This window comes from Collinsella sp. SGI.241 (genome assembly GCF_050312955.1).
In the GTDB taxonomy this organism is placed as follows: Bacteria; Actinomycetota; Coriobacteriia; order Coriobacteriales; family Coriobacteriaceae; genus Collinsella.
Genome location: NZ_JBNPKM010000015.1, coordinates 25795 through 49414, shown reverse-complemented (window position 1 = coordinate 49414; position 23620 = coordinate 25795). Strand labels below are relative to the sequence as shown.

The window sequence follows — 23620 nt, the reverse complement described above, 5'->3', positions numbered from 1 at the left end:
GCGCCGATTCTGGGACACACTTCCCGAAACCCTGCCCATCTGGAAAGCCCGTCCCACGCTCAATACATCCAGCGGATGCAGGAGAGCGTGTCGTTCAGGACGGCCTCGTCATCGGGGTGATGGAAAATGTCGCCCCACACGCTTGCCACGGTTGCTCCCGCGAGTGTCAAGAAAAAGCCTCGAGAATTTCGGGGCTTACGCTTCTGTATTATTTCGCACGCGCGGCAGCGATAGACCTACTCGCCCAGCACGGCCTTCTTGGCGGCTGCCGCCATGTTGTCCAGATCTTCCTTGGTCGGATGGTCCTTCGCGGCAACCCAGTTGTCGAGCAGCAACTTAGCGCGGGCGTTGTCGGAATCTTGCTCGAGCATGGCCTCGTAGCGCTGCTTGACCGCAGGGCCCATCTTGCCCTGGCACATCGCCCAACCTACAAGCTCGGCATCATTGGCCAAATTGGAGGTCACGCGATCGATAATCTGCTGATAATAGCTCTGGTCGGCGCCAAAACCGCAGGTGCCAAACAAAAAGACGCGCTTGCCGTGCAAGGTGGAGAGCAACGCCGCGACCGAAGGCGTGCACGCGCCCTTGTCACACCAAAAACCGACGAGCACCGTGTCGGCCGCGCAGGCGCCCTGCGCCTCGAGCGCAACCTGATCTGCATCCGCATCGTCGCTCAACGCCGCGGCATGGACAAACTCAACACCCGCAGCCTGCAGAGCGCGCTTGATCGCGCCCGAAACCATCCTGGTATTACCGCTCTTGCTGTTAACCACCAAAGAGCACGTCATAGTCACGTTGCCTCGTTTCCCCCAAAACTAAAGCCACTAATGCAATTTATTAGATGAATATCTTAGTACCAACGTGACAGATGTAAACCACCTGCCGCTAATCGGTGGCCCCTACTGGGCAAACTGACTGCGGTAAAGATCGGCATAGAAGCCGTCTGCCGCCAGCAGCTCGTCGTGTGTGCCGCGCTCGATAATCTCGCCGTCGCGCATCACCAAAATGCAGTCGGCGTTGCGAATGGTGCTCAGGCGGTGCGCCACCACAAAGCTTGTGCGACCGGCCATGAGCTCGTCGAATGCCGCCTGTACCTGCAGCTCGGTGCGGGTATCGATGCTCGAGGTCGCCTCGTCCAGCAGCAAGATCGCCGGATCGGTGAGCATGACGCGCGCGATGCACAGCAGCTGTTTTTGACCCTGGCTAAACGTGCCGCCGTCCTCGCCAATCACCGTGTCGTAGCCCTGCGGCAGCTGCACGATAAACTTGTGCGCATGCGCGCGCTTGGCAGCTTCGATAACCTGCTCGCGCGTGGCATCGGGACAGCCGTAGGCGATGTTATCTGCCACCGTGCCCTCGAACAGCCATGTATCCTGCAACACCATGCCAAAGGCACGGCGCAGGCTTGCGCGCGTGTAGTCACGCGAGGAACGGCCATCGACCGCAATGCGGCCGGCATCGATATCATAAAAACGCAGCAGCAAATTGATGAGCGTTGTCTTGCCACAGCCCGTAGGGCCGACCAGGGCAAAGCGCATGCCGGGCTTGGCCTCGATGCAGATATCCTGCAGCAGCTTGCGGTCGGACACGTAGCTAAAGTCCACATGCTCAAAGGCGACCTCGCCCTGCGGTGCGGCAAGCTCTACAGCGTCCGACGCGTCGGGCTCCTGCTCGCGCGCATCGAGCAGCGCAAACATGCGGCGCGCCGAGGCATACGCCGTCTGGATCTGCGTAATGACGTTGGTGACCTCGTTGAACGGCTTGGTGTACTGGTTAGCATAGGACAGAAAGATCTGCACGCCGCCCACCGTAAGCGCCGCCGGCACGCCCGTGATCACGCCCACGCAGCCGATCACAGCGACCACGGCATAGATGATGTTATTGATAAAGCGCGTGCCGGGGTTGGAGAGCGAACCCATAAACTGCGCGCGCTCGCCCGCGGTGTAGAGCTCGGCATTGAGGGCATCGAAGCTCGCTTGCGCGTTGGAGCCATAGGCAAAGGCGTCGACAAGCTTCTGCTCGCCCACGTATTCCTCGATATGACCACCGAGCTGGCCTTGGATGCGCTGCTGTGCCGTAAAGCTTTTGTTGGAGAGCTTGGCAATAGCACCGGCTGCAAAAATGGAAAGCGGCGTGACGAGCACCACCACGAGCGTCATGGTCAGGTTGATGGAAAGCATAAACGCGAGCGTGCCCACGATGGTGATAACGCCGGTGAAAAGCTGGGTAAACCCCTGCAGCAGGCCATCGCCCACCTGATCGACGTCGTTAACCACGCGGCTCATGAGGTCGCCGTGGGCGTGGCTGTCGATAAAGCTGAGCGGCATGCGGCTGAGCTTGTCGCTCGCCTCCACGCGCATGTCGCGCACCGTCTCGTAGGACAGGCGGTTTACGCAGTAGCCCTGCAGCCACTGGAAAGCCGCAGCACCTACGACGACAATCGCGAGCTTGGTGACAAGCGGCAGCAGCGCGTCGAAGTCCACCTGCCCGGCGGCGATCAGGTCGATGCCCTCGCCGATGAGGATGGGCGTGTAGAGCTGCAAGATCACCGAAGCGGCGGCACTCAGAAACGACGCTACAAACGAAATGCGGTGCGGACGAACATAGCCCAACAGGCGGCGGGTCACCGCACCCACAGGATAGCGCTCGGGATCGCCGGGCTGGCGCGGACCGTCGCCCAGGTCGTTGAGGTTATCGTTGCCGGACACGTTGGCCGTCATCGTGGCGACCGAACCGGAAGAAGTGTACGGATTCATTTAGCAGCCCTCCTTTGCGCAGACGGATGCGGGGGCGGTCGGGGCGCCTGGGACGGGCGCGGGGCTTGGAGCGGGCGTGGGCGCCGCACCCCCCTGCTGACCCTCGAGCTCCTCGCGGCGAAGCTGCGACTGGCAAATCTCTCGGTAGAGCTGGCAGCTTGCATACAGCTCATCGTGCGTGCCCAGGCCCGCGACCGAGCCATGGTCGAGTACGCAGATCATGTCCGCATCGCGCACGGTCGAGACGCGCTGGCTCACGATGATGGTCGTCAGCGGCAGCCCGCCCTCGGCGGCACCGCACACGCTTCGTTCACGAATGGCACGGCGAAGCGCTGCGTCGGTCTTAAAGTCGAGCGCCGAGGCGGAGTCATCCATAATCAGAACCTGCGGCGAGCCCACTAAGGCACGCGCGATAGTCAGGCGCTGACGCTGGCCACCGCTAAAGTTCTTGCCGCCCGCCTCGACCGGGGCATCGAGGCCCTGCGGCTTGTTGCGCACAAACTCGCTGGCCTGCGCCATATCGAGCGCCGCCCAAAGCTCCTCGTCGGTTGCCGCCTCATCGCGCCAGGTCAAGTTGCTGCGGATGGTGCCGCTCACCAGCGACGCGCGCTGCGGAACGGTCGCGACCACACGGCGCAGCTGGTCGAGCGGCCAGGTGCGCACGTCGGCACCCATCACGCTCACGCTGCCGGTGCTCGCATCGTACAGGCGTGGGATAAGCGAGACGAGTGTGGACTTGCCACTACCCGTGCCGCCGATAATGCCGAGCGTTTTGCCCGCCGGCAGCTCCAGGGTCACATCGTTGACGGCGTTGGCAGCGCCCGCGCCAAACGAAAAGCTCGCATGGTCAAAGCTCAGTGCGGGAACCGGAACAGCGCCACCCGCCAGTTCGCTCGGCTTGGGCAGCGCGACCGGCTGGTTGCCCTCGTCGGTGATGCTCGGCTCACAATTGAACACCTCGTTGATGCGCGACGCGCTGGCGCTCGCCTTGGTAAAGACTACGACCAGGTTGGCGACGTACACGATGGAGGTGAGCGTCTGCGTCATGTAGTTGACGAACGCCATAACCTGGCCCTGCGTAAGCTCGCCCACGTTGACCTGGATGCCGCCCACCCACAGGATGGCGCACACGCCCAGGTTCATCATCAAAAACGTGACGGGGTTAAGGATCGACGAGAGCTTGCCCACCGCGATGGCAACATGCGCCTGCTCATCGGCGGCTAGGGCAAAGCGCTCGCGCTCGTGATCCTCGCGTACAAAGGCGCGGACCACGCGGGCGCCCGAAAGTCCCTCGCGGCAAATGAGTGCGATGCGGTCGAGCTTTGCCTGCAGCTGCTTGTAGTACGGAATGCAGCGAGCCATGACAAACCAAAACACCAAGCCGATGGCGGGCGTGCAAATCAAAAAGATGATGCCGAGCTTAAGGTCGATGGCAAGGGCCGCGCACATAGAGCCCACCGCCAAAAAGGGCCAGCGAATGAGCATGCGCACGCCCAGCGCCACGGCAAGCTGCACCTGGTTGACATCGTTGGTGATGCGCGTGATGAGCGACGGCGTGCCAAAGCGATCGAGCTCAGCATAGCTCAGCTTATTGATGTGCTGGTAGAGTGCGCCGCGGATGTCGGTGCCCATGCCTTGCGAGGTGAGCGCCGCCATCTTTTGGCAGACGAGCGTAAACGAGATGCCGATCACAGCCATGGCGGCGAGCACCATACCGTAGTGGACGACGGCGTTGGCATCGCGTGCGCCAATACCCTTATCGATCATCTGGGCAATCACGAGCGGCGTAAGCAGGTCAAAAAACACTTCGATCAGCTTGCACGCAGGACCAATCACCATATACCGGCGAAACTTACCACCAAAACGCCTGAGCAGCTCAATCATAAAAAGGCGCTCCCTATCATCATCTCTCTTCAATCTGATTCATGATAGTACGGCGAGCCCTGGAGATGCGTAAGCAACTCGTTACAGATGTAAGGGCGACGGTCACTAGCGCCCAAGGCATGTAGCAGCCGATGTTTTGGCAACGCCAGCGAGCGCCGCAAGACACGGGATTCAATTCTTCAGATAAATGCGCCCTCTACGGGTGATTTTTGGACGAAGTGGTCCCGGTGCCGGCGGGCTGTTTGGTAGTCGAGCGATCCCGCAGGCAAAGCCGAGGACCAGCGAGACACCAAACAGCCCGCCGGCACCGGGACCGCATCGCGGCACCAAAAAGCGCCCGTGCGCTCGATGGATTCGGATGCCCGGCAGAGGCTCCTTATGGCTGCTTCCTTCCGGACCTGACCAGATTCGGAACATGTCGTCATCCGAACCCATCGAGCGCGCTTGGCGCTCGGTATATATTACCTGCTCCCGTCCAGCAGAGCAAGATGCCCCGCGGTCAAAAGGAAAACCACATGAGTGCACGGCAGCAAAAAGGCGCGGTCGCAAGCATGCGACCGCGCCCCATCAGTTGCTTCGCAGAGAGCATTCAAGCGTTGCGCAAGCGCTGGGAAGCGAAACGTCGTTCGGCGTCAACGCCGTTAGTGATTACGGCGCTTGAGGATAATGCCGGCAACGCAAACGGCTGCACCGGCTACGACCAGCCCAACGACGGGCAGAATTGAGAAGGTATCACCCGTCATCGGCATGGTGCCCTTCTTGCCCTTCGTCGTCTTGACGGGCTTCTTATCGCTCGGCTTCGCGGGCTCCTCGGGCTTGGGCTCCTCAGGCTTCTGCTCGGGCTCGGGAACCGTGTACTCGACCGTCGGAACCGGGAACTTATACGCTTCGCCGCGTATGCCGTTGCCGTCCACGGGATGCAGGATCGCGCTCTCGTTGACGTTAAGGGTATGGGTGCCAGGCTCGGTGGGCACGTTGACCAGGCGCTCGCTGTACTCGAGCACGACGGGCTTGCTCGGAGATGCAGCCTCGTTCAGCGTAAGCTTGAGCATCTCCTGGTCGCCATTCACGTAGTCCAAGGTGAACCTATAGGAGCCGTTCGCAAGCTTGCCAAAGCCGTAGGCACCGTCGTCGATTTTCTCGGGGGCAAGCTTCTCGCCGTTGGCGGTCAGGCTGATCTTGGCAGGGTCGTTGATGAAGTCAAAATCAGCGCCAATAAAGTCCTCGACCGTCGAGCCGGCGGCAATCTTGTCCACGAGCTTTGCCTTGATCTCGGCAAAATCGGTGTCGAGCTGGCCATTGTTGGAATTCCTGGTGAGGTACTGCAGGAATACCTGGCCATCAAAGTCGGCGGCGTTCTTGTAGTAGACGTTCATGTCGTAGCCGGCCTTGACCATCGACTGGAACGTGTCGTCCGTGCTCCAGAACGCGACGTCGATGTTGCACGGCGCGTTCACATCGACGGGGATGGGGTTCGTGGTGCCGTTATTGCGTGCGTCGTCGGTGTACTCGTAGTCGTACTGAGCCCAGTTCTTGTCAGAGTTCTCGTACTGGTCGCGATAGTACTTAAGATACTCGCCGAGCTTCTCGGGGCTCTTCATGGCCTGCGAGAAAATGAAGTTAGAGCCGTCGGAGAACTTCTTCCAGTCGTTCTTGAGATTGTACTCGCGAGACTGCCACTCCCAGATACCGCCCATTTTGTTCGATCCATAGGGGTATGCAGCGTGGGTCTCTGGATTCGTCTGCTTGGTTGGATCGCCAAACGACCTCGTATACGGTTTGGTGTAATCGCCATTCTTGCAGTAAAGGTAGGTTGCACCGTCACTAATAAGGATCACGTGCTTGTTCTCGGCCTTAACGGCAGTATCCGCGTCGAGGATGCTCTTTGCGGCAAGAAGGCCAGCGTCCATGTTAGTGCCCGAATGCAGGCTGGAGTTCATTGCGTTCAGGATGTCATCATAGCCCGTGACGACATCCGTCAGCGGCTGCTGGATGTTACCGACCCTGTTGAAGAGGACTACGCCGACCCTGATGTCCAGACCATCATCCTTGGCCTTCTGGCTAATCTGACCCAGGAACTCCTTGGCTTGGTTGAAAATGTCCGTCTGCGCGGAAGCGCCCGACTTATCGAGCACAAACACAACGTCGGACGGCTCGGCCTCTTGCTTGCCCGGGAACGAGAGCGTGACCTTGGTCTCCAGGTTCTCGTCAAGCTCGGTCGCCGTCTTCTGGTTCCGCTCTAACGTGGACGATTGACCGGCGCCCCCCCCCGCGGCATCGTCTGCGAATGACATGGTCGCCGGAGTGGCCATGCCTAACGTCAGCGCCAACACCGCGCCAACCGTAACCGCGCGCTTAAGCGTATTTCCCAATCTGTGCATCCTAGCCCCTTTCATATAATTTCCGTTTGCAGACAGGTGCATACGACACCAGTGATACAGCAATAGTATAGACCGTAAAATGCCAACGTAATTAACATATATTTACAAATAACGAGCTGGACAGGCAAATCAGATTGGATATTTATATCTATATGCGACCAAGATCGTATGCTCGGGCAGCCCCCTCGCCCGCGCACGCCAAATTGGCTACAGCCTCCTGCATGCCAAGCGCTTCCTCAAGGCTCATGGGCTTGCGGCATATCGGCAGAACCAGATCGACGCCCTGCCCATACACCGCATCCAGGTTGACGGCACGACCGCCCACGACGGCGACCACCGGCTTGCCATATCGCTTCGCACGGCGAGCCACGCCCACCGGTGCCTTACCGGCGGCGGATTGCTCGTCCATATTGCCCTCGCCCGTTATGACCAGGTCGGCATCGCGCACGCGCCCGTCAAACCCCACGAGGTCGAGCACCGTCTCTACACCCGAGTGCAACTCGGCGCCGAGCGACAGCAGTGCGGCACCCAAGCCACCCGCCGCGCCCGCGCCGGGCACGCCGAGCACCGAGCCAAATGCCCGTGCGCCCTCGGGTGTGCGCAGAAGCTTCTGGGCTCGCATCTCGAAAATCGCCGCATCGAGCAGACGACCGTAGCCGACCATCCAGCCGTCGTACCCGCGTAGCGCCTCGACGTCACCCGTCGGCAGGCCTTTCTGCCCGCCAAACACCGTCAGGGCTCCTCGGCGCCCCACGAGCGGATTCTCAACATCGGAAAGCACCACGATACGCACGCCATTCAGCGCCCGAAGCGCTGGCGCCAAATCGATACTCACCACGTGCTCGAGACCCGCAAGACCGGGGGCGACATCGCAGCCCTGATCATCGACCACACGCGCGCCCAGCGCCTGCAGCATACCGGCGCCGCCATCGTTGGTAGCGCTGCCGCCCAAGCCAATATAGATAGTCTTTGCCCCAGCACGGACCGCGCGAAGCATGAGCTCGCCCACGCCATAGGTCGAAGCCGCAAGCGCCGCCGATTCCGTGCAGGGCGAATACCCAATACCCGCCGCCTCGGCCATCTCAACTACAGCCGACTCGTGCTCGCCGTCCACCAGCATCCGGGCAGACACGCGGTCGCCCAAGGGGCCTGCAACCTCGCAGGTCACAAGCTCGCCGCCGCGCGCGGCGACGGCGTCGAGCGTTCCCTCGCCACCATCTGCCAGCGGCAAAGCGCTCAGCTCGGCATCGGGCCACACCTGGCACACGCCTTCGGCAACGGCCGCCTCCGCCTGCGCGCTCGAAACGCTGCCCTTAAAGGAATCGATCGCCAACAGCACGCGGCGGGGTCGGCGCTGCACAGGACCAAAGTTGAGTGTCTCGTCGGCGAGATTCCCAACACCCGCAAGTGCCTCGGCATGGACGGCATGCGCCTCAAGGCTTAGACTGCAGCCGCACGCGGCGCCATCCACACCGCGCAAACCGGCAAAATAGCTGCTCAGTACCCTGCGACACTCGTCTGCCAGCACGCCGGCGGTCACATTAAACCGATGGTTCAGGCGCGAATCGGCATTGAGGTCATACAGCGAGCCCACCGCGCCCGCCTTGGCATCGGCCGCACCATACACACAACGCCCCACGCGCGCGTTAACCATAAGCCCCGCGCACATGCAGCAGGGTTCGAGCGTCACGTAGACCGTACAATCGGAAAGGCGCCAACGCCCAAGCGTCTGAGCGGCGGCGCACAGGGCCAAAAACTCGGCATGTGCCGAAGGGTCCTGGTCGAGCTCACGGCGATTATGCGCCCTCGCGACAATCTCGCCCGCACGCACCACCACAGCACCAATCGGCACCTCGCCCACTGTCGCAGCGGCGCGCGCCTCCGCCAGCGCCTCGCGCATGAACTTCTCGTCGATTTCGGTGATCGTCATCGTTCGCCTTCCCTGTTGCAAATTCAAAACGATGCTATCATTACGACTCACGGAGAGATGGCAGAGCGGTTGAATGCGGCGGTCTTGAAAACCGTTGAGCGCGAGAGCGTTCCGGGGGTTCGAATCCCCCTCTCTCCGCCACCTTAGTGATTCACCGGCGTCATGGTGCGCTCAAACAGCGCATCGACCACGTCGGCCATCTCGGGTCGACGCTCAAGATCGTGGCCCGATTCCCACCAATTTGTGAACACTCGAATAATGCCACCGGCGATAAATTCCGATGTCGTCTCGAGCGAAACGGGCGCCAGGGCGTCTTCGGCAAGCGAGCTCATCACGCGCTCACGGATGGAATGCGCGATGCGGTCGCAAATCATGCCGGTCAGCATGCCCGACATGCTGCTCGCCAAAAGGTTATCCATGAGCTGCTCATGCGCCAGTACCATATTCATGGCATCGTCAAAGACCTCATGGCGAAGCGCCTGTACATCCACAAGCGGCTCCGCGTCCGCTGCGTCGGTCTGGTTTTGCGGCAAGCCCGTCATAAGCTCATCGATATAGAAGGCAAAATAATCGTTTTTATCGCGAAAATGCTTATAGAACGTCGTGCGGCGAATCAGGGCCCGGTCGCAAAGCATGGCAACCGTCAAATCCTCAAACCGATACTCTTCCAAAAGCTCGGTAAAGGCGTCGAACAGGGCACGATAGGTTTTCTTGATGCGAAGGTCCATCCATATCGCCATCCTCAAGGCGTAGACAGCATTCCGTAATTTGTCGCATATCTTACACCTGTACCAACCGTTCGATATTGGCGCCCCCTCCCTGGTTGAAACAAAACGCTTACCGGAAAGTTCGGCACCGCCAAAGGTTGCGGGTATACTAGATACGTTATACCAACAACGGCCGGCGCAAAACGCCGCTGCCATTCGAAACGGAGACATCATGCTTCCCGTCATCATCGGTATCGTTGTTGTCGTTGTGATCGTCTGCGCCATCGCCGGCATCTACAACAACATGGTTACCAAGCGCAATCGTATCGATAACGCCTGGCAGAACATCGACACGCAGTTGCAGCGCCGCAACGACCTGATCCCCAACCTGGTCGAGACCGTCAAGGGCTACGCCAAGCACGAGCAGGACACGCTCGCCGCCGTGATCAACGCGCGCAACACCGCCGTAAGCGCCACCACCCCCGAGGCCAAAATGGAAGCCGACAACGTGCTGACCGGTGCACTGCGCCAGCTCTTTGCCGTGGCCGAGGCCTACCCCGACCTTAAGGCGAACACCAACTTTATGCAGCTCCAGGCTACGCTCGAGGACACCGAGAACAAGGTGAGCTACGCGCGCCAGAGCTACAACGACTGCGTGCTCAGCTACAACAACGCCATCCAGACGTTCCCGGCCGTTATCTTTGCCGGCATCTTCCAGTTTAAGGAGCGCCAGGGCTTCGAGGCCGCCGAAGCTGCCCGCCAGGCACCGACCGTCAAGTTCTAACAGATCCGCAGCGTATCCTTAATCGGGTATATGCATAAACCGTCCCGTCGAATGCATACTTCGGCGGGACGGTTGCTTTTTGCCCACAGGTACCCCAGAGGGCGGCGTGCAAATTTTGGAGTTTTCAGCATCCTGGAGCCCAAAGGAACAGGAACGGGCCCACAAAACCGCGTTGAAAACCCTGATTCTGAGCCCTCAGCACCTCAGGGATCACTCATTTTCTACAGGATGCGGCTCACGGCGCCTGACTTTCGCCCAAAATCCCGTATGCATGCGCACCCGGCTGCTGAAAACTCCCAAAAATGTACGCCCCGTCCCACCCCAGGCGAGCGGCAACCGGAAAACCGCGCACGCACCTCTTCCTGGTGCGCGGTTTTCCTACAGAACTGCGCGGGGTCACTAGGGCCAAGCTCCTTATGGAGCCCACACCCAAGCGCACTCCGCAGGACGAAGGAACCCCCGCCGCACGAAGTGCGCAGCGGAGGTTCTTTCATGCCCGAGGACGCGCCGGAAAGAAAGGTCGCCCTCGGGCCGAACATACAAGACAGCTTACGCGACGGTGTAAACCCAGTTGTGCTTATCCTCAACAGCACCAGACTGAATACCAGTCAGGGTCTCGCGAAGTTTCTTCATAACAGGGCCGATCTCGGTGCAGCCAGCCGGGAAGGTCACGGTCTCGTCGGCACCATAAACCTTGTTGTCAATCTCGCCGACCGGGGAGATAACAGCAGCGGTGCCGCACAGACCGCACTCGACAAAGGTGCCGGCCTTGACCTCGGCCCACTCGACGGGACGCTGATCAACAGTCATACCCAGGTCCTGAGCGACCTGAACGAGCGAGCGACGGGTGATGGAGGGCAGGATCGAGTCGGTGTGCGACTGCGGAACGACGAGGGTGCCGTCCTCTTTCACGAACAGGACGTTGGCGCCACCGGTCTCCTCGACATAGGTGCGAGACTCGGAGTCAAGATACAGGTTCTCGGCATAGCCCTCGCGATGGGCCTCCATCGTGGGCTTAAGGGACATGGCGTAGTTCAGGCCGGCCTTGATGTTGCCGGTGCCATGCGGGGCTGCACGGTCATACTCGGAAACGCGCAGCTTAACGGGCTTAAGGCCGCCCTTAAAGTACGGACCGACCGGAGTCACGAGAATGCGGAATGTGTACTCAGGAGCAGGAGCCACGCCAATCACGTCACCAGAGCCAATCATAAACGGACGCACGTACAGGGTCGCACCGGAGCCGAAAGGCGGAACCCAGGCAGCGTTGGCAGAAACGACCTGCTTGACGGCCTCAACGAACTTGTCCTTGGGGAACGGGGGCATCTCGAGGCGCTGGGCAGAGTTATACATGCGCTCAGCGTTCATGTCGGGACGGAAGCAGACGATGCTGCCATCCTCGGCGGTGTAGGCCTTCAGGCCCTCAAAGACCTCCTGGCAGTAATGGAAGATGCCGCCGCACTCGGAGACATGCATGGTGTGGTCGGTGGTCAGGCCGCCCTCGTCCCACTCGCCATCCTTCCAATGAGCCTCGTAGCTGTAATCGGTCTTCATGTAGCCAAAGCCGAGGCTACCCCAATCGATATCCTTCTTCTCGACAGTCATATGTCGCTCCTTACATACACAGTTGCATACTCGCGAACCCGCACGCAAGGACCGAGGCCGACCGTGTCGCAACGTCGCACGCCCGGAGCGTAGAGCCGGACGGGACACGCGGGCAACATCGAAGCCGATGGCACGTCGATTCGCATGGACGAGATTGTACTCCCCGCGCGCGTCGGATAAAACGTTTTTCTTTAACTAAGTAAAGTATTTTCATTTGCTTCGGAATTCACCAGGGTAAATAGGCGTCCTCCAAGCCGCGGCGTCCACTCGCCCCATGCGCCCCGCGACCGCCCTATCGATATACTCTAAGTCGAGACGATGATTGGAGCCCCCTTGGCTACTCAGAACAAACGCGAACACTTGACGGAAGACCTGCTCAAGCGGCTGTTGGCCAGTTCGAGCATCGACGCCTATCTGGACGAAGGCGAAACCGTCGACCAAACGCTTCCCTCGTACTTGCGCTGCCTCATCGACGAGCGCCGCATCAAGCGCTCGGACGTCGCACGCAACTCGGGCCTTAACCCGACCGTTGTGTACGACATCTTTGCCGGCAAAAGCCGCCCCGGCCGCGACCACGCCATCATGTTGGCACTCGGTATCGGCTGCACGCTTCGAGAGACGCAGCGCCTTCTGAGACTCGATAGCGTCGCCGAGCTTTGGTGCAAGGATCGCCGCGACGCCATCGTCATCTGGTGCATCGAACGCGGCATGAGCCGAGCGTGCACCGACGACGAGCTCTACCGCCTGGGTGAAAAAACGCTTCTGGGAACCAACCCACTCAAATAAACGCCCACGTCCGCGCGAGCCCCGCGGCTCTATCGTCTCCATACACGATTCAGTTGCCAACTGAACAAACAGAACAATCGTTGGCATATTATTTTTGGGGCATTTGCCCAGCTACCATGAAGGGAGGACGGCTTGAACGACAACCAGCTCATGCATGCCATGAGCCTTGACGACACCTATCGCGTCGAGCAGGTGCTCGCACGCGGCGAAGACGGCATTACCGAACTCGTCACGATTGACGGAGCCGGTCCCTTCGTGCGAAAGAAGATTCGACAGGAGCTTGCCCGCCGCAATGTATGGTCGGCACTCACAGAATGCAGCTCGCCCCGCCTTCCCCGCGTCGAGGCGACCTACGAACTACCCGAGCACTTTGTTGTCGTCTACGACTTTGTGCCGGGTCGGTCGCTTTCCAAAGTTATCGAAACCGATGGGCCGTTGACGCCGGAAGAGACGACATCGCTTGGCATCGAGCTTTGCGAGGCGGCCGAGGAGCTCCACAGACACGGCATCGTCCACCGCGACATTTCCCCCAACAATATCGTGGTTGCCGCGAACGGCGCGCACCTCATCGACCTCGGTATTGCCCGCATGCGCGTCGAAGGGGCAAGCAAGGACACGACCTCCCTCGGAACTTGGGGGTTCGCCTCGCCCGAACAATACGGCTTTGCCCAGACCGATGCGCGAAGTGATGTCTACTCCATCGGACGCGTTCTTGGCTTTGCGCTTACGGGTGTCCGGCCCGATGACGAGGCTTACGAGCAGATTCTTAAGAAGAATCTTGATAATGCACCCGCGACGCTCGCCCACGCCATCACGTGCGCCTGCTCGTTTGAGCCAAGCGCGCGATTTCAGTCTGCAGCAGAGATGGCAGGGGCGCTCGCCGGCTCGTCTCGACCGGGAAACGACAGGGCATCTTCTGGCACAGATGGGCATGCCGACCATGCCCAAATGGCAGCGGGTACGCATGCGTCTAAGCGCAACCCAAGCAAAAGCAGGACGCGGACCTTTGGCGGCTTGTTGCTAAAACTGGCACTCGTCACCGCGATGCTTGCCGGGCTGATGGCAGTCGGCGCGATTGCCATCTCGACGTTCCACGCCGACCGAGAAAGCAACAACGGGCCCACGTCCTCATCGCAAGCCGGCCAGTCTGACGGCGTTTCGACATCCAAAAAAGCAAATACGGCAAGCGACGCCAGCCTTCTGTCCGCCGAGCTCTCGATTGCGGAATCAGGCTGGTCGGTTGATGGGCACGGATACGTCCACTTTGGCATCGGCCTTAAAAACTCCGACGGCCCTGCCGCTATCGCATTTCCCACCATTAAGGTCTCCGGATACGATGCGGACGACAACCTGATCTTTACGGATGAGAAAACCTACAGCGCCATCGAGCCCGGCCAGACCGTCTACTTTGGCGATCAGACGGGAAATGGCACCGCTCCCGCGCGCGTTGAGTTCGAGGCGGTCACACCCAGCGGCGTTGCACTTGCCACCGCCACCGAAGCACCGGTGTACGAAATTTTCGATAGCACCGAATCCGCTGGGGCAGACGGCATGCAGTCATTCTTGGCAAAGCTCAAACTCCAAAGTGCTCCGAGCGGCTTTGATAAGACCCAAGTGTTCCTATCGGCTATCCTGCGCGATAAGCAGGGCAATATCGTTGCCGGCTATAACAATTTTTGCGACTGCCCCTCCGTCGGTTCCACGACCCCCGTTTCGGTCGACGTCCACAATCCGCCCACGCACGCAAGCTGCGATATCTACGCCGCCCAATGGTAGGACCGGGGCGCCGTTCGCCGACAGCATATCCGATTCAGTTGGCAACTGAGGAATCCAACCCTTCCCAGCACGACAATACTCATGTCGGGATATCGAAGGAAGGAATTTTCATGAACAAGACTCTTGTCATCATCGGTCTCGCAAGCTCATTGGCACTAGCGATGAGCGGTTGCTCGGCTCCAGCCCAAACCGGCTCAACCGCAACCCAAGACGAAGCACAAAAAGCCGAGTCATCCGCACCGGTTAAAATCAAATCGTCGGATGACCCCCATATTCAATATGTCAAAAACTATGTTGGAATGAACGCGCGCCAGGTGGGTTATACGGCACTCGATGAAATGCGACACGATCACTATGGAAACGGTACGCTCAAAATCGTGTTCCTCACGCCGGATGGTTCCCATATCGACCTGGGGTCGGACGAAAACGATTGGGACGACTCCGCACTTCAAGACTGGAAAGTCGTTTCGCAGAGCCTTGACCCCAATACCGAGTTTACCTATACGTTCTCAAGCGACTCGGACGGCGAGGATACTACCATCGTTGCAACGCAAACCATTGATGAAATCGTGCTATCGCTCGGCAAAGTCGGCAGCTCAACAAAGAAGGCCACCAAATTAACCAAAATCAATCCCGCCACAGACAAATACACTTATTTCATTAAAGATTATGTAGGCAGGAATCTTGCAGACTGCGGTTACCTCTCCCTTGCAGACACCTTCAACGATTCCTATGGTCCAACCTATATCCAGCTCGATATTGTTTCCGAAGATGGCGCCTATGTAGACCCGACCGACTCCTCCGCTCTTGCGAACTACGTCGTTGTCTCTCAAAATGTTGCGCCCAACTCCGAGCTCAAGTTGGTCTACAGCACCAATTCCAACGGTGAGGAATATCCCAACCTGGTCAGTTCGAAATCAATCGATTCTGTCGCATTGACCGTTAAGAAAATCAAATAGCTCCGAATAGCTATTAGCGCACAAAAGGCGCCGCCGCGAGCTCCTTCTGCTCGCAGCGGCGCCTTTGTCATAAAGCCCAATCGCACCCCATGCTTGTTGGGCACTATTCTTGTCGACACCCATTTGGAGAGTCGCAACAAGCGCGGATTAGGCGTTCTTCTTCCCGAGCTTAGCCTTAACCAGGCCGACTACAGTCGGGATGATCGACACGGCTACGATGCCAATGATCAGCAACTCAAAGTGCTCCTGCACAAAGGGGATGCCACCAAAGAAGTAGCCCAGCAGTGTAAAGACCGTCGACCAGGTAATGCCGCCCAGCACGTTGTAGATGACAAAGTTGCGCCAGTGCATGCCGCCCATGCCGGCAATGAAGGGCACAAAGGTGCGGATAAACGGGAAGAAGCGGCCGAGGAAGATGGCCAGGTGACCCCACTTGTCCAAGAAGTCCTCGGACTTTTTGATACGCTCGGGCGTCATGGCCTTGACCTTGCCCGAAGCGATGATCTTTTTGCCAAAGAAGTGACCGATCATAAAGTTGCACTGGTCGCCCAGGATGGCAGCAGCCCATGCTACGGCCAGCAGGGCCACGATGTTAAAGCCACCGTTATGGGCAAAGAAGCCCGAAGCAAACAGAAGTGAATCGCCGGGAAGGAACGGGAAGAACACCACGCCTGTCTCAACGAAGATAATGAGGAACACGCAGCCGTAGGCCATAAGCGGGCCGGCGGCGATCCAGCTGGCAATCGCGGTGCGCGGGTCTTTGAGTAGCTCGGCGATAAAATTGATGAAACCCATGAAGTAAAACCTCTCAGTTGTGGGCGCGGATACGTCCAAGTTGACTAGTATACGGTTGCGGTGCCCCCTCGTGCGCAACCCCACAAAAGCATGACTCCATTACCAGCAAGTTTGCATAACTGACACCTGTCATGCAAAGCCGCCAAGATTATTCTTCCTAATCCCTAGCGAATCGCTATACTTTATTGAATCGCATTGCCATGGCGCTAAGGGAGGGCGGCCGGTGAGCTTTATCAATACCATTCGCGAGGACATCAAGACCGTCCAGACGCAGGACCCCGCCGCGCAAAACGGTCTGGTCATCTTCCTTTCCTATCCTGGCCTGCACGCCAAGTGGAACCACGTGCCCGAACACTGGCTGTGGGAGCACGGTCATCGCTCGCTCGCCCGTGTGCTCTCGCAAATCACCCGCCACATCACCGGGGTCGAGATTCATCCCGCTGCACAGATCGGCAAGCATTTCTTTATCGACCACGCCATGGGCGTCGTCATCGGCGAAACCACCATCGTGGGCGACAACTGCGTGCTCTACCAGGGCGTCACGCTTGGCGGCACCGGCAACGAAACCGGCAAGCGCCACCCCACCCTGGGCAACAACGTCACCGTGGGCACGGGCGCCAAGGTGCTCGGCAACATTCGCATCGGCAACAACGTCAAAATCGGCGGCAACTCGGTTGTCGTCAAGGACGTGCCCGACAACTGCACCGTCGTGGGCGTGCCGGGGCGCATCATCAAGCGCAACGGCTGCCGCGTGTTCGAGGAGAGCTTCGACGCCAAGCAGCACCGCGAGTACATGCCTGACGATGCCGCCGAGCAGTCCGCCCTCAACCGTCAGGGCATCACCGAGAACGCCCGCCGCGTCAAAGAACTCGAGCAAGAGGTAGCCGAGCTCAAAGCCCTCGTTGCCAAACTTGTGGACGAACGCTAGACGCGGACGGCCAATGACAACATTCACGCCAGCGCAAAGGCGCGCCAGGGAATCTATCCCCGGCGCGCCTTATTTCCGATGCGACAAGGGGGCCGTCCCCATGTCGCATTATGCGAACTGGCTCAGATAGAGGTCGGCGTAGGCGCCCTCGGCAGCCAGCAACTCCTTATGCGTGCCCTGCTCGATAATGTTGCCGTGATCCATGACCAAGATCAGGTCGGCGTCCACGATCGTCGACAGGCGATGCGCGATCACAAAGCTGGTGCGCCCACGCATAAGCGCGTCCATAGCGCGACCGATGGCGAGCTCGGTGCGCGTATCCACGCTCGACGTCGCCTCGTCCAGGATGAGAATCGCCGGGTTGTTGAGCAGCACGCGTGCGATGGTCAACAGTTGACGCTGCCCTTGGCTAATGCTCTCGGCATCGTTGGCCACCCGCGTGTCATAACCCTGCGGCATGGTGCGCACAAAGAAGTCGACCTGCGCGGCGCGCGCAGCCGCCACGATCTCGTCGCGCGTCGCCTCTGGACAGCCGTAGGCGATGTTTTCGGCAATCGTGCCATCGAATAGCCAGGCGTCCTGCAGCACCATGCCAAACTGCTGGCGCAGCTCGCCGCGGTCCATACCGCTCGTGTCCACGCCGTCGAGCGTAATGCGCCCGCCATCGATCTCGTAAAAACGCATGAGCAGGTTGATGAGCGTGGTCTTGCCCGCGCCCGTGGTTCCCACCACGGCGATCTTCTGGCCCGGCTCGGCGGTAAACGACACGTCACGCATAAGCGGCTTGTCGGGCGAATAACCAAAACGCACGTGCTCAAAGGAGACGCGGCCCTCAATGCGACCCGGCAGCCTGGCAGCCTCACCCGGCAGCGGATCGGCTTCCATCTCGGGCTCATCGAGCAGGTCGAACACGCGCTCCGCACTCGCCAGCGCGCTCTGCAGCGAGTTGAAAGTGAACGACAGCTGCGTCATGGGTTCGGACGCCCCGTAGATAAACTGGAAGAACGCCTGGAACACGCCGACGGTCATGTGGCCGGCGACCAGCATGCTGCAGCCCACCAGCGCGATCACGATCTGCGCCAAACGGCCGATAAAGCGAACCGCAGGGCCGACGGCATTGATCATAAAGTCGGCCTTGGTACTCACGCGCGCTAGCTCCCTCGAGGCCTCGTGCACCTCGGCAGAGCTCTGATGCTCGCGGTTGAATGCGCGAATCACCAAACGGCCTGAATAGCCTTCCTCGACCGCGCTCGTGATTTTGGACACCCACTCCTGACGCTCGCCCGTCACATCATGCGTTCGGCGCGAAACCACCTTGGTCACCAGCAACGATACCGCCGTAAAGCCCAAAAAGACCAACGTGAGCTTGACGCTATAGACAAACATCATGATGATGGCACCCGTCACGGTACCGATCGATACCAGCAGCTGCAGCAATCCGCGCTGCATACTCTCGGACATCTTGTCCAAGTCGTTGGTCGCGCGGCTGACCACTTCGCCGGGTCGATGCGCGTCAAAGTAGGCGAGCGGCAGGCGGCTGAGCTTCTGCGCGATGCGGTTGCGCAGACGCAGGTTGAGTCGCTCGGCGACGCTCGACATCAAAAAACTCTGCAGCGCATAGAACGATCCGGCGGCTGTCCAGATCAAAAAGTAGACAAAGATGGTCTTACCGCACTGGTCCCAGGTGATGCTGAAGGTAGTTCCGCTGGCAAACGCCACCTGTATATGGCCCCACAGCTCGTCGATAACATGAGCGCTATATGCCGGCGCGGCGGTGTTAAAGATGACGTAGAACACAATGCTCGCGAATACAATATAGAAGCGCCAATGGTCGCCGGCGGCCTCGCTCCACAAGCGGCGCACCGTCGCCCAGGTATCCCGGGGCGTCTCGTCCTCTTCTTCGTCGTCCACGTCGCGCATACGCTCTGCCTCGGCACGGGCGCGCTCGTCCTCGGCACGCTCGTTTTCCTCGTACAGCGCCTGGCGACGAGCCTCGCGCTCGGCCGCGGCCCTGGCGGCGGCATCCAGCTCGGTCGACGCGACAGACTGCTCGACCGCTTCCTCGGCCGCGTCCACAACGACGGCATCGATAGCGTCGCTGCGCTTCTTGAGCTCCTCGGTCATGCTACTCACCTCCCTTCATCTGCGATTCCGCGATGGCGCGGTACACCTCGCAGGTTTCCATAAGTTCCTCGTGTGCGCCCAGGCCCACGACCTCGCCATCCTTGAGCACGACAATCTGGTCGGCATGCAAAATCGTCGAGATGCGCTGCGCGATGATGAGCACCGCGGCGTCGCGCGTCTCGTCCTGCAGCGCATGGCGCAAGGCCGCATCGGTTTTAAAGTCCAGGGCCGAAAAACTGTCATCGAAGATATACAGATCGGCATGCTTCATGAGCGCACGGGCAATTGCCAGACGCTGGCGCTGGCCGCCCGAAAAGTTCGTACCGCCCTGGGCAACCGGAGTATCGAGCCCCTGTGGCTGATCGAGCACAAAGGTGCTCTGGGCAACCTGCAGCGCATGAAGCATGTCCGCCTCGGTCGCGTCCTCGTTGCCAAAGCGCAGATTGCTTGCCACGGTGCCCGAGAACAGCCACGCCTTCTGCGGCACATAGGCGATGCGCCCGCGAATCTCATCTTGCGAAAGCTCGCGCAGATCGATGCCGTCCAGGCGAATGGCGCCCTTGGTGGCATCGTGGAAGCGCAGCAGAAGCTTTGCCACCGTCGACTTGCCCGAGCCCGTCGAGCCCACAATCGCGGTCGTCTGACCGCGACGACAGGCAAAGCTCAGGTCGCACAGGGTGTCCTCGTCGGCATCGTCAAAGCGAAACGACATGTGGTCGAACACGGCAACAGCATCCGCATCGTCCTCGGAGGCAGGCGTCCCGTCACCCAGCGTACGCTCGCCGTCCACAATGCTCGGCTCAATCTCCAACACCTGCTGCGCACGGTTCAGGCACGCGGCAGCACGCGGAAGCGTCAGCACCACCATCTGGGCCATCATCACAAAGAACAGGATCAGAATTGCATACTCCAGCACCGCCGAGATACTCGCGATCTGCATCGCATGGGCGCCCACCCGGTTACCGCCCACCCACAGCACCGCCACCTCGGCGATGTTCATCAAAAAGAAGCTGGAGCTGTCAAGGCCCACAAACAGGTGGTTGACCTTTATGGCGTTGGCGGCGTAGTCGCTAAACACCTCGTCCAGGCGCCGCTCCTCGTGATGCTCTTTATTAAAAGCACGAATAACGCGCACGCCCACAATATTCTCGCGCAGCACCACGTTCATGCGGTCGATAAAGCCCTGTAGGCGCATAAAAATCGGTGCCGCATTGGCAACCGTAAAGACCGCCGCAACCAGCACGATCGCAACCACGACGCCCAGAAGCACGCCCATAGCCGGATCGATAAACCAGGCGAAGATGATGCCCGCCACCGCCAGGAACGGCACGGGCAGCACCAGCTGAATCGTCTGAAGGACAGCCTGTTGAATCACGTTGATGTCGTTGAGTGAGCGCGTGATCATCGATCCGGTGCCAAAGCGCTCAAAATCGCTGGCAGACAGCTCGAGTGATTTGTCGTAGACGGCATTGCGGATGTCGCAGGCCACGTTAGCCGCCAGACGCGCCGAAAGATAGCAGCCCAGCACCGTGCCGCCGCTAGCCATGCTCGTCGCGATAAACATGTATAGGCCGTTGCATAAGATGTAGTCGACATCGCCCGTGGTAATGCCGGTGTTGACCATGTTCGCCAGCATCGTGGGAACCAACAGCGTACCGACGTTATCCACCAGCAGCGCCAGCAGCGTCACTGCGACAAGCCCTCGATAGGGCTTCAAAAACCTCATTAACAGTCGCACGACTCACCCTCACCTTGATTCTCGGCAGCGATATGCTGCTTAAAGACATCGCACTCATCGCCGAGCGCATGGGAAAATTTTTCGATTAGGCGCATGATTTCGCGCTGTTCCCAGAGCTCGAGCACTTCGAAAGCCTGTTGCTCGGCTTCTTGCGCCGGCAGCGCATATTGCTCGGCAAACCGCATGCCCGCTTCGGTCAAACGCACAACCTTGTTCTTACGGCTGCCTTCGGCAAACTCCAACGTTGCGAAGCCCCGCGCCGTCAAGGTTTTAATTGCCGAGTTGATGGTCTGCTTGCTGTAGAACCATTCGCTTGTCAGACGGCTTACGGCAATACTGCCGCCTGCCGTGCTGGTATCGACGAGCATCCAGTAAGCGCAGTCCGAAAGGCCGCAGGCGCGCGAGAACTCCGAATAGATATGGTCGAGTCTATTGAGCAACCGGTCGAAGTCGACCGGCGTAACCGCACTATTCATCTATCCCACCATTCGATTGTCCGATTTTTGACCAATTTCGTGTCTCTAGATTAGTCCGAGCTTTGACTATCGTCAACAGGTTCTCCGCAAATGCCTACGCTTTTATGGCCTATCGGCAGAAAAAGACCGCCGGCGCGGGGGCGGCGCCAGCGGTCACGTGAAAATCGGATTTCATTGCCTGTTAAGCGGCGACGGCCTCGTAGACCGTAGCGCCCGAGAAGCTATCGTGCAGGCTTTTGCCGCAGATCCAAGGCAGCTCGACGACCTCGCAGAGCGTGTTGACCAGCTCGGAGCAGTCAGTAAAGTGGCCCTTATCGTTGAGGGCCTCGCAATCCTGAACACGCCAATAGCCATCGGTGTGCGTGATGTAGTACTCGTGATCGTCAATCCTCACAAAAGCGCGCGTCTTGGAACGCAGCAGCTTCAGAAATCCTTCGAAATCGGTCTCGACGACATCTCCAGCCTGGAACATGATAGTTACCTCCTGGCCCGGCGCCACCACGGCGCGTTGATAAACGTTGGTACTTCTTTAGTAAAACCTTTATCAGAGGTTATGCGTTCGTCATTTAGGCAAGTGGTAAAAACCGCAGGGCAGACGGGATAAAACGTTTAACCATCCCATTGGCTTGTCACATTTTAAAGGTACTTTTATGCAAACCTACTTTCCCAATTGGAATCTATCCTTTTGCCGGGCACTTGACCGTCTATCGTTTGAGCCCGACGGGTATGAACGGGGCATCTGCAACGCCACCGCAAGGAGACACCATGGAGACTATCGAAGCACTCATTCACCGCCGCAGCTGCCGCAAATACAGCGATCGTCCCGTCGAGGCCAAAAAGCTTGCACGTATTATCGAAGCCGGCCAATATGCACCGAGCGGCATGGGCCGCCAGCCGGTGACGTTTGTCGCCGTCACCGACCCCGCGACCGTCGAGCGTCTCTCACAGCTCAACGCCCAGGTTATGGGCAGCAACAGCGACCCCTTCTATGGCGCCAAGACCGTTGTGGTGGTGCTGGTTGACCGCAGCGTGCCCACACATCTGGAAGACGGCTCACTCGCCATGGGCAACTTGCTCAACGCCGCCTATGCACTGGGTGTCGATTCGTGCTGGATTCACCGCGCGCATGAGGTCTTTGACTCGCCCGAGGGCCTGGAGCTGCTAGCCAGCTGGGGCCTGCCCGCCGACGGCAGCCTGCGTGGTGTCGGTAACTGCATTCTGGGCTATGCCAAGGACACGCTACCCGAGGCAAAGCCGCGCCGCGACAACGTGGTGTATGTTAGGTAATTTGTTCCGCCGTTCTACCGAACGGCGGACCACTTGACGCTGCGCGGGCCGCATTCACGCCAATTTGACGTTCAGTTTCGAGGACGCGACCAGAAGGTCAGCGCCCTCTCATTTCGCGTCACCTTGGCGCAAATGCAGCCCGCTCGCTGTTGGCGACTGACATCGAATGAGCTGCTGCTGGCATTCGACACTTGGGCAGCTAAAAGGCCCCGTCCCATATTTGCTACCCCCCTAGCAACTTATCTTGCCGATGGATTTGTCGTCGTTTCATTCGTTCGAGTCGCTTCGGCGCCATCGCCCTGTTCGCCTTCATCCTTTTGAGCATCGGCAATGGTGGCAGCGGCTGCGACCATGCCGCGCTGGGGCGCGACGCCCGTCTGGGTCTGAACGCCCTCGACAACTTCTGTGCCTGCATGCGCGAGCTCGGGCGACTTAAACATTGCGTCCAGATTGGCCCCGCCGCCGGCGTAGCCAAGCGCCGCGAGCGCGATGACAATCACCGCAACAACGACCGCGATCGGAACATAGCGATGCCAGCCTGCGGGATTGAGGCCGCTACGGCGAGCAGCGCCACGGCTAATGTAGCCGAGCGTTCCATCGTGCTTGAGCTTTGACCCCACCACACGCTTACGGCCCCACAGCGATGATTCGGCCTGCATGGCCAAGCGAGCGCTTGCCGAAGGATAACCATATTTAGTGCGTTTGAA

19 protein-coding genes, 1 tRNA gene and 1 other RNA gene are annotated in these 23620 nt (G+C 59.5%); 7 read left to right on the top strand and 14 right to left on the bottom strand.

The features are described 5' to 3' along the window. Positions 1–236 precede the first annotated feature (236 nt). The 6 genes from bilS to tadA all read right to left on the bottom strand — a co-directional run bounded on the left by bilS (position 237) and on the right by tadA (position 8951). Positions 237–788, bottom strand: a complete 552-nt coding sequence (gene bilS / locus ACQQ92_RS07385) for a flavodoxin family protein BilS (RefSeq protein ID WP_427727654.1) — start codon at positions 786–788, stop codon at positions 237–239. Positions 789–899: 111 nt separating this feature from the next. Continuing rightward, the gene (locus ACQQ92_RS07380) at positions 900–2756 is read right to left on the bottom strand and encodes an ABC transporter ATP-binding protein (protein ID WP_427796156.1); all 1857 of its coding nucleotides are present in this window, start codon (positions 2754–2756) and stop codon (positions 900–902) included. Beyond that, entirely contained in the window at positions 2757–4640 is a 1884-nt protein-coding gene (locus tag ACQQ92_RS07375; RefSeq protein ID WP_427796155.1) for an ABC transporter ATP-binding protein, read from the bottom strand. A 344-nt stretch (positions 4641–4984) separates the two neighbouring features. After that, positions 4985–5076, bottom strand: an RNA gene (ffs, locus tag ACQQ92_RS07370) — signal recognition particle sRNA small type. A gap of 205 nt (positions 5077–5281) precedes the next feature. After that, on the bottom strand, positions 5282–7021 hold the full coding sequence (locus ACQQ92_RS07365; RefSeq protein WP_427796154.1) for a vWA domain-containing protein: 1740 nt from the start codon (positions 7019–7021) through the stop codon (positions 5282–5284). A 148-nt stretch (positions 7022–7169) separates the two neighbouring features. Next, a complete protein-coding gene (gene tadA / locus ACQQ92_RS07360) occupies positions 7170–8951 on the bottom strand; it encodes a tRNA adenosine(34) deaminase TadA (protein ID WP_427796153.1) in 1782 nt (593 codons plus the stop codon). A 51-nt stretch (positions 8952–9002) separates the two neighbouring features. Between tadA and ACQQ92_RS07355 the strand changes: the two genes are divergently transcribed. After that, positions 9003–9092: transfer RNA gene (locus ACQQ92_RS07355), tRNA-Ser, on the top strand. 2 nt (positions 9093–9094) lie between these two features. Here ACQQ92_RS07355 and ACQQ92_RS07350 read toward each other — a convergent pair. Then, positions 9095–9679, bottom strand: coding sequence for a TetR/AcrR family transcriptional regulator (locus ACQQ92_RS07350; RefSeq protein ID WP_195838605.1), 585 nt, complete (start codon positions 9677–9679; stop codon positions 9095–9097). A gap of 211 nt (positions 9680–9890) precedes the next feature. Between ACQQ92_RS07350 and ACQQ92_RS07345 the strand changes: the two genes are divergently transcribed. Beyond that, on the top strand, positions 9891–10442 hold the full coding sequence (locus tag ACQQ92_RS07345; RefSeq protein ID WP_427719860.1) for a LemA family protein: 552 nt from the start codon (positions 9891–9893) through the stop codon (positions 10440–10442). Positions 10443–10991: 549 nt separating this feature from the next. On the opposite strand, the gene ACQQ92_RS07340 is transcribed toward ACQQ92_RS07345, so the two are convergent. Further along, on the bottom strand, positions 10992–12044 hold the full coding sequence (locus ACQQ92_RS07340) for a branched-chain amino acid aminotransferase (RefSeq protein WP_427728837.1): 1053 nt from the start codon (positions 12042–12044) through the stop codon (positions 10992–10994). A 333-nt stretch (positions 12045–12377) separates the two neighbouring features. On the opposite strand from ACQQ92_RS07340, the gene ACQQ92_RS07335 reads away from it, so the two are divergent. The 3 genes from ACQQ92_RS07335 to ACQQ92_RS07325 all read left to right on the top strand — a co-directional run bounded on the left by ACQQ92_RS07335 (position 12378) and on the right by ACQQ92_RS07325 (position 15565). After that, positions 12378–12830: a helix-turn-helix domain-containing protein gene (locus ACQQ92_RS07335; protein WP_138340479.1), complete on the top strand. Its 453-nt coding sequence runs from the start codon at positions 12378–12380 to the stop codon at positions 12828–12830. A 132-nt stretch (positions 12831–12962) separates the two neighbouring features. After that, positions 12963–14606, top strand: coding sequence for a serine/threonine-protein kinase (locus tag ACQQ92_RS07330; RefSeq protein WP_427728836.1), 1644 nt, complete (start codon positions 12963–12965; stop codon positions 14604–14606). Positions 14607–14716: 110 nt separating this feature from the next. After that, complete coding sequence (locus ACQQ92_RS07325; RefSeq protein ID WP_427728834.1) at positions 14717–15565, top strand: hypothetical protein; 849 nt, start codon at positions 14717–14719, stop codon at positions 15563–15565. A 147-nt stretch (positions 15566–15712) separates the two neighbouring features. Here ACQQ92_RS07325 and ACQQ92_RS07320 read toward each other — a convergent pair whose 3' ends face one another. Then, the gene (locus ACQQ92_RS07320) at positions 15713–16360 is read right to left on the bottom strand and encodes a VTT domain-containing protein (protein WP_427728832.1); all 648 of its coding nucleotides are present in this window, start codon (positions 16358–16360) and stop codon (positions 15713–15715) included. Positions 16361–16583: 223 nt separating this feature from the next. Here ACQQ92_RS07320 and cysE point away from each other — a divergent pair, with 223 nt between their 5' ends. Further along, the gene (cysE, locus tag ACQQ92_RS07315) at positions 16584–17288 is read left to right on the top strand and encodes a serine O-acetyltransferase (protein WP_370450655.1); all 705 of its coding nucleotides are present in this window, start codon (positions 16584–16586) and stop codon (positions 17286–17288) included. 108 nt (positions 17289–17396) lie between these two features. Here the strand turns inward: cysE and ACQQ92_RS07310 are convergent, their stop codons facing one another. The 4 genes from ACQQ92_RS07310 to ACQQ92_RS07295 form a co-directional block, all read right to left on the bottom strand. Continuing rightward, positions 17397–19412, bottom strand: coding sequence for an ABC transporter ATP-binding protein (locus ACQQ92_RS07310; RefSeq protein WP_427728830.1), 2016 nt, complete (start codon positions 19410–19412; stop codon positions 17397–17399). Position 19413: 1 nt separating this feature from the next. Further along, the gene (locus ACQQ92_RS07305) at positions 19414–21138 is read right to left on the bottom strand and encodes an ABC transporter ATP-binding protein (protein ID WP_427728840.1); all 1725 of its coding nucleotides are present in this window, start codon (positions 21136–21138) and stop codon (positions 19414–19416) included. Further along, entirely contained in the window at positions 21138–21626 is a 489-nt protein-coding gene (locus ACQQ92_RS07300; protein WP_427796152.1) for a MarR family winged helix-turn-helix transcriptional regulator, read from the bottom strand. The genes ACQQ92_RS07305 and ACQQ92_RS07300 overlap by 1 nt, the downstream gene beginning before the upstream one ends. A 181-nt stretch (positions 21627–21807) precedes the next feature. After that, positions 21808–22098, bottom strand: coding sequence for a CDP-alcohol phosphatidyltransferase (locus ACQQ92_RS07295; RefSeq protein WP_427728825.1), 291 nt, complete (start codon positions 22096–22098; stop codon positions 21808–21810). Positions 22099–22391: 293 nt separating this feature from the next. Here ACQQ92_RS07295 and ACQQ92_RS07290 point away from each other — a divergent pair, with 293 nt between their 5' ends. Continuing rightward, positions 22392–22913: a nitroreductase family protein gene (locus ACQQ92_RS07290; RefSeq protein ID WP_427796151.1), complete on the top strand. Its 522-nt coding sequence runs from the start codon at positions 22392–22394 to the stop codon at positions 22911–22913. 239 nt (positions 22914–23152) lie between these two features. Here the strand turns inward: ACQQ92_RS07290 and ACQQ92_RS07285 are convergent, their stop codons facing one another. Next, positions 23153–23572: a hypothetical protein gene (locus ACQQ92_RS07285; RefSeq protein ID WP_427794361.1), complete on the bottom strand. Its 420-nt coding sequence runs from the start codon at positions 23570–23572 to the stop codon at positions 23153–23155. Between the last annotated feature and the right edge of the window lie 48 nt (positions 23573–23620).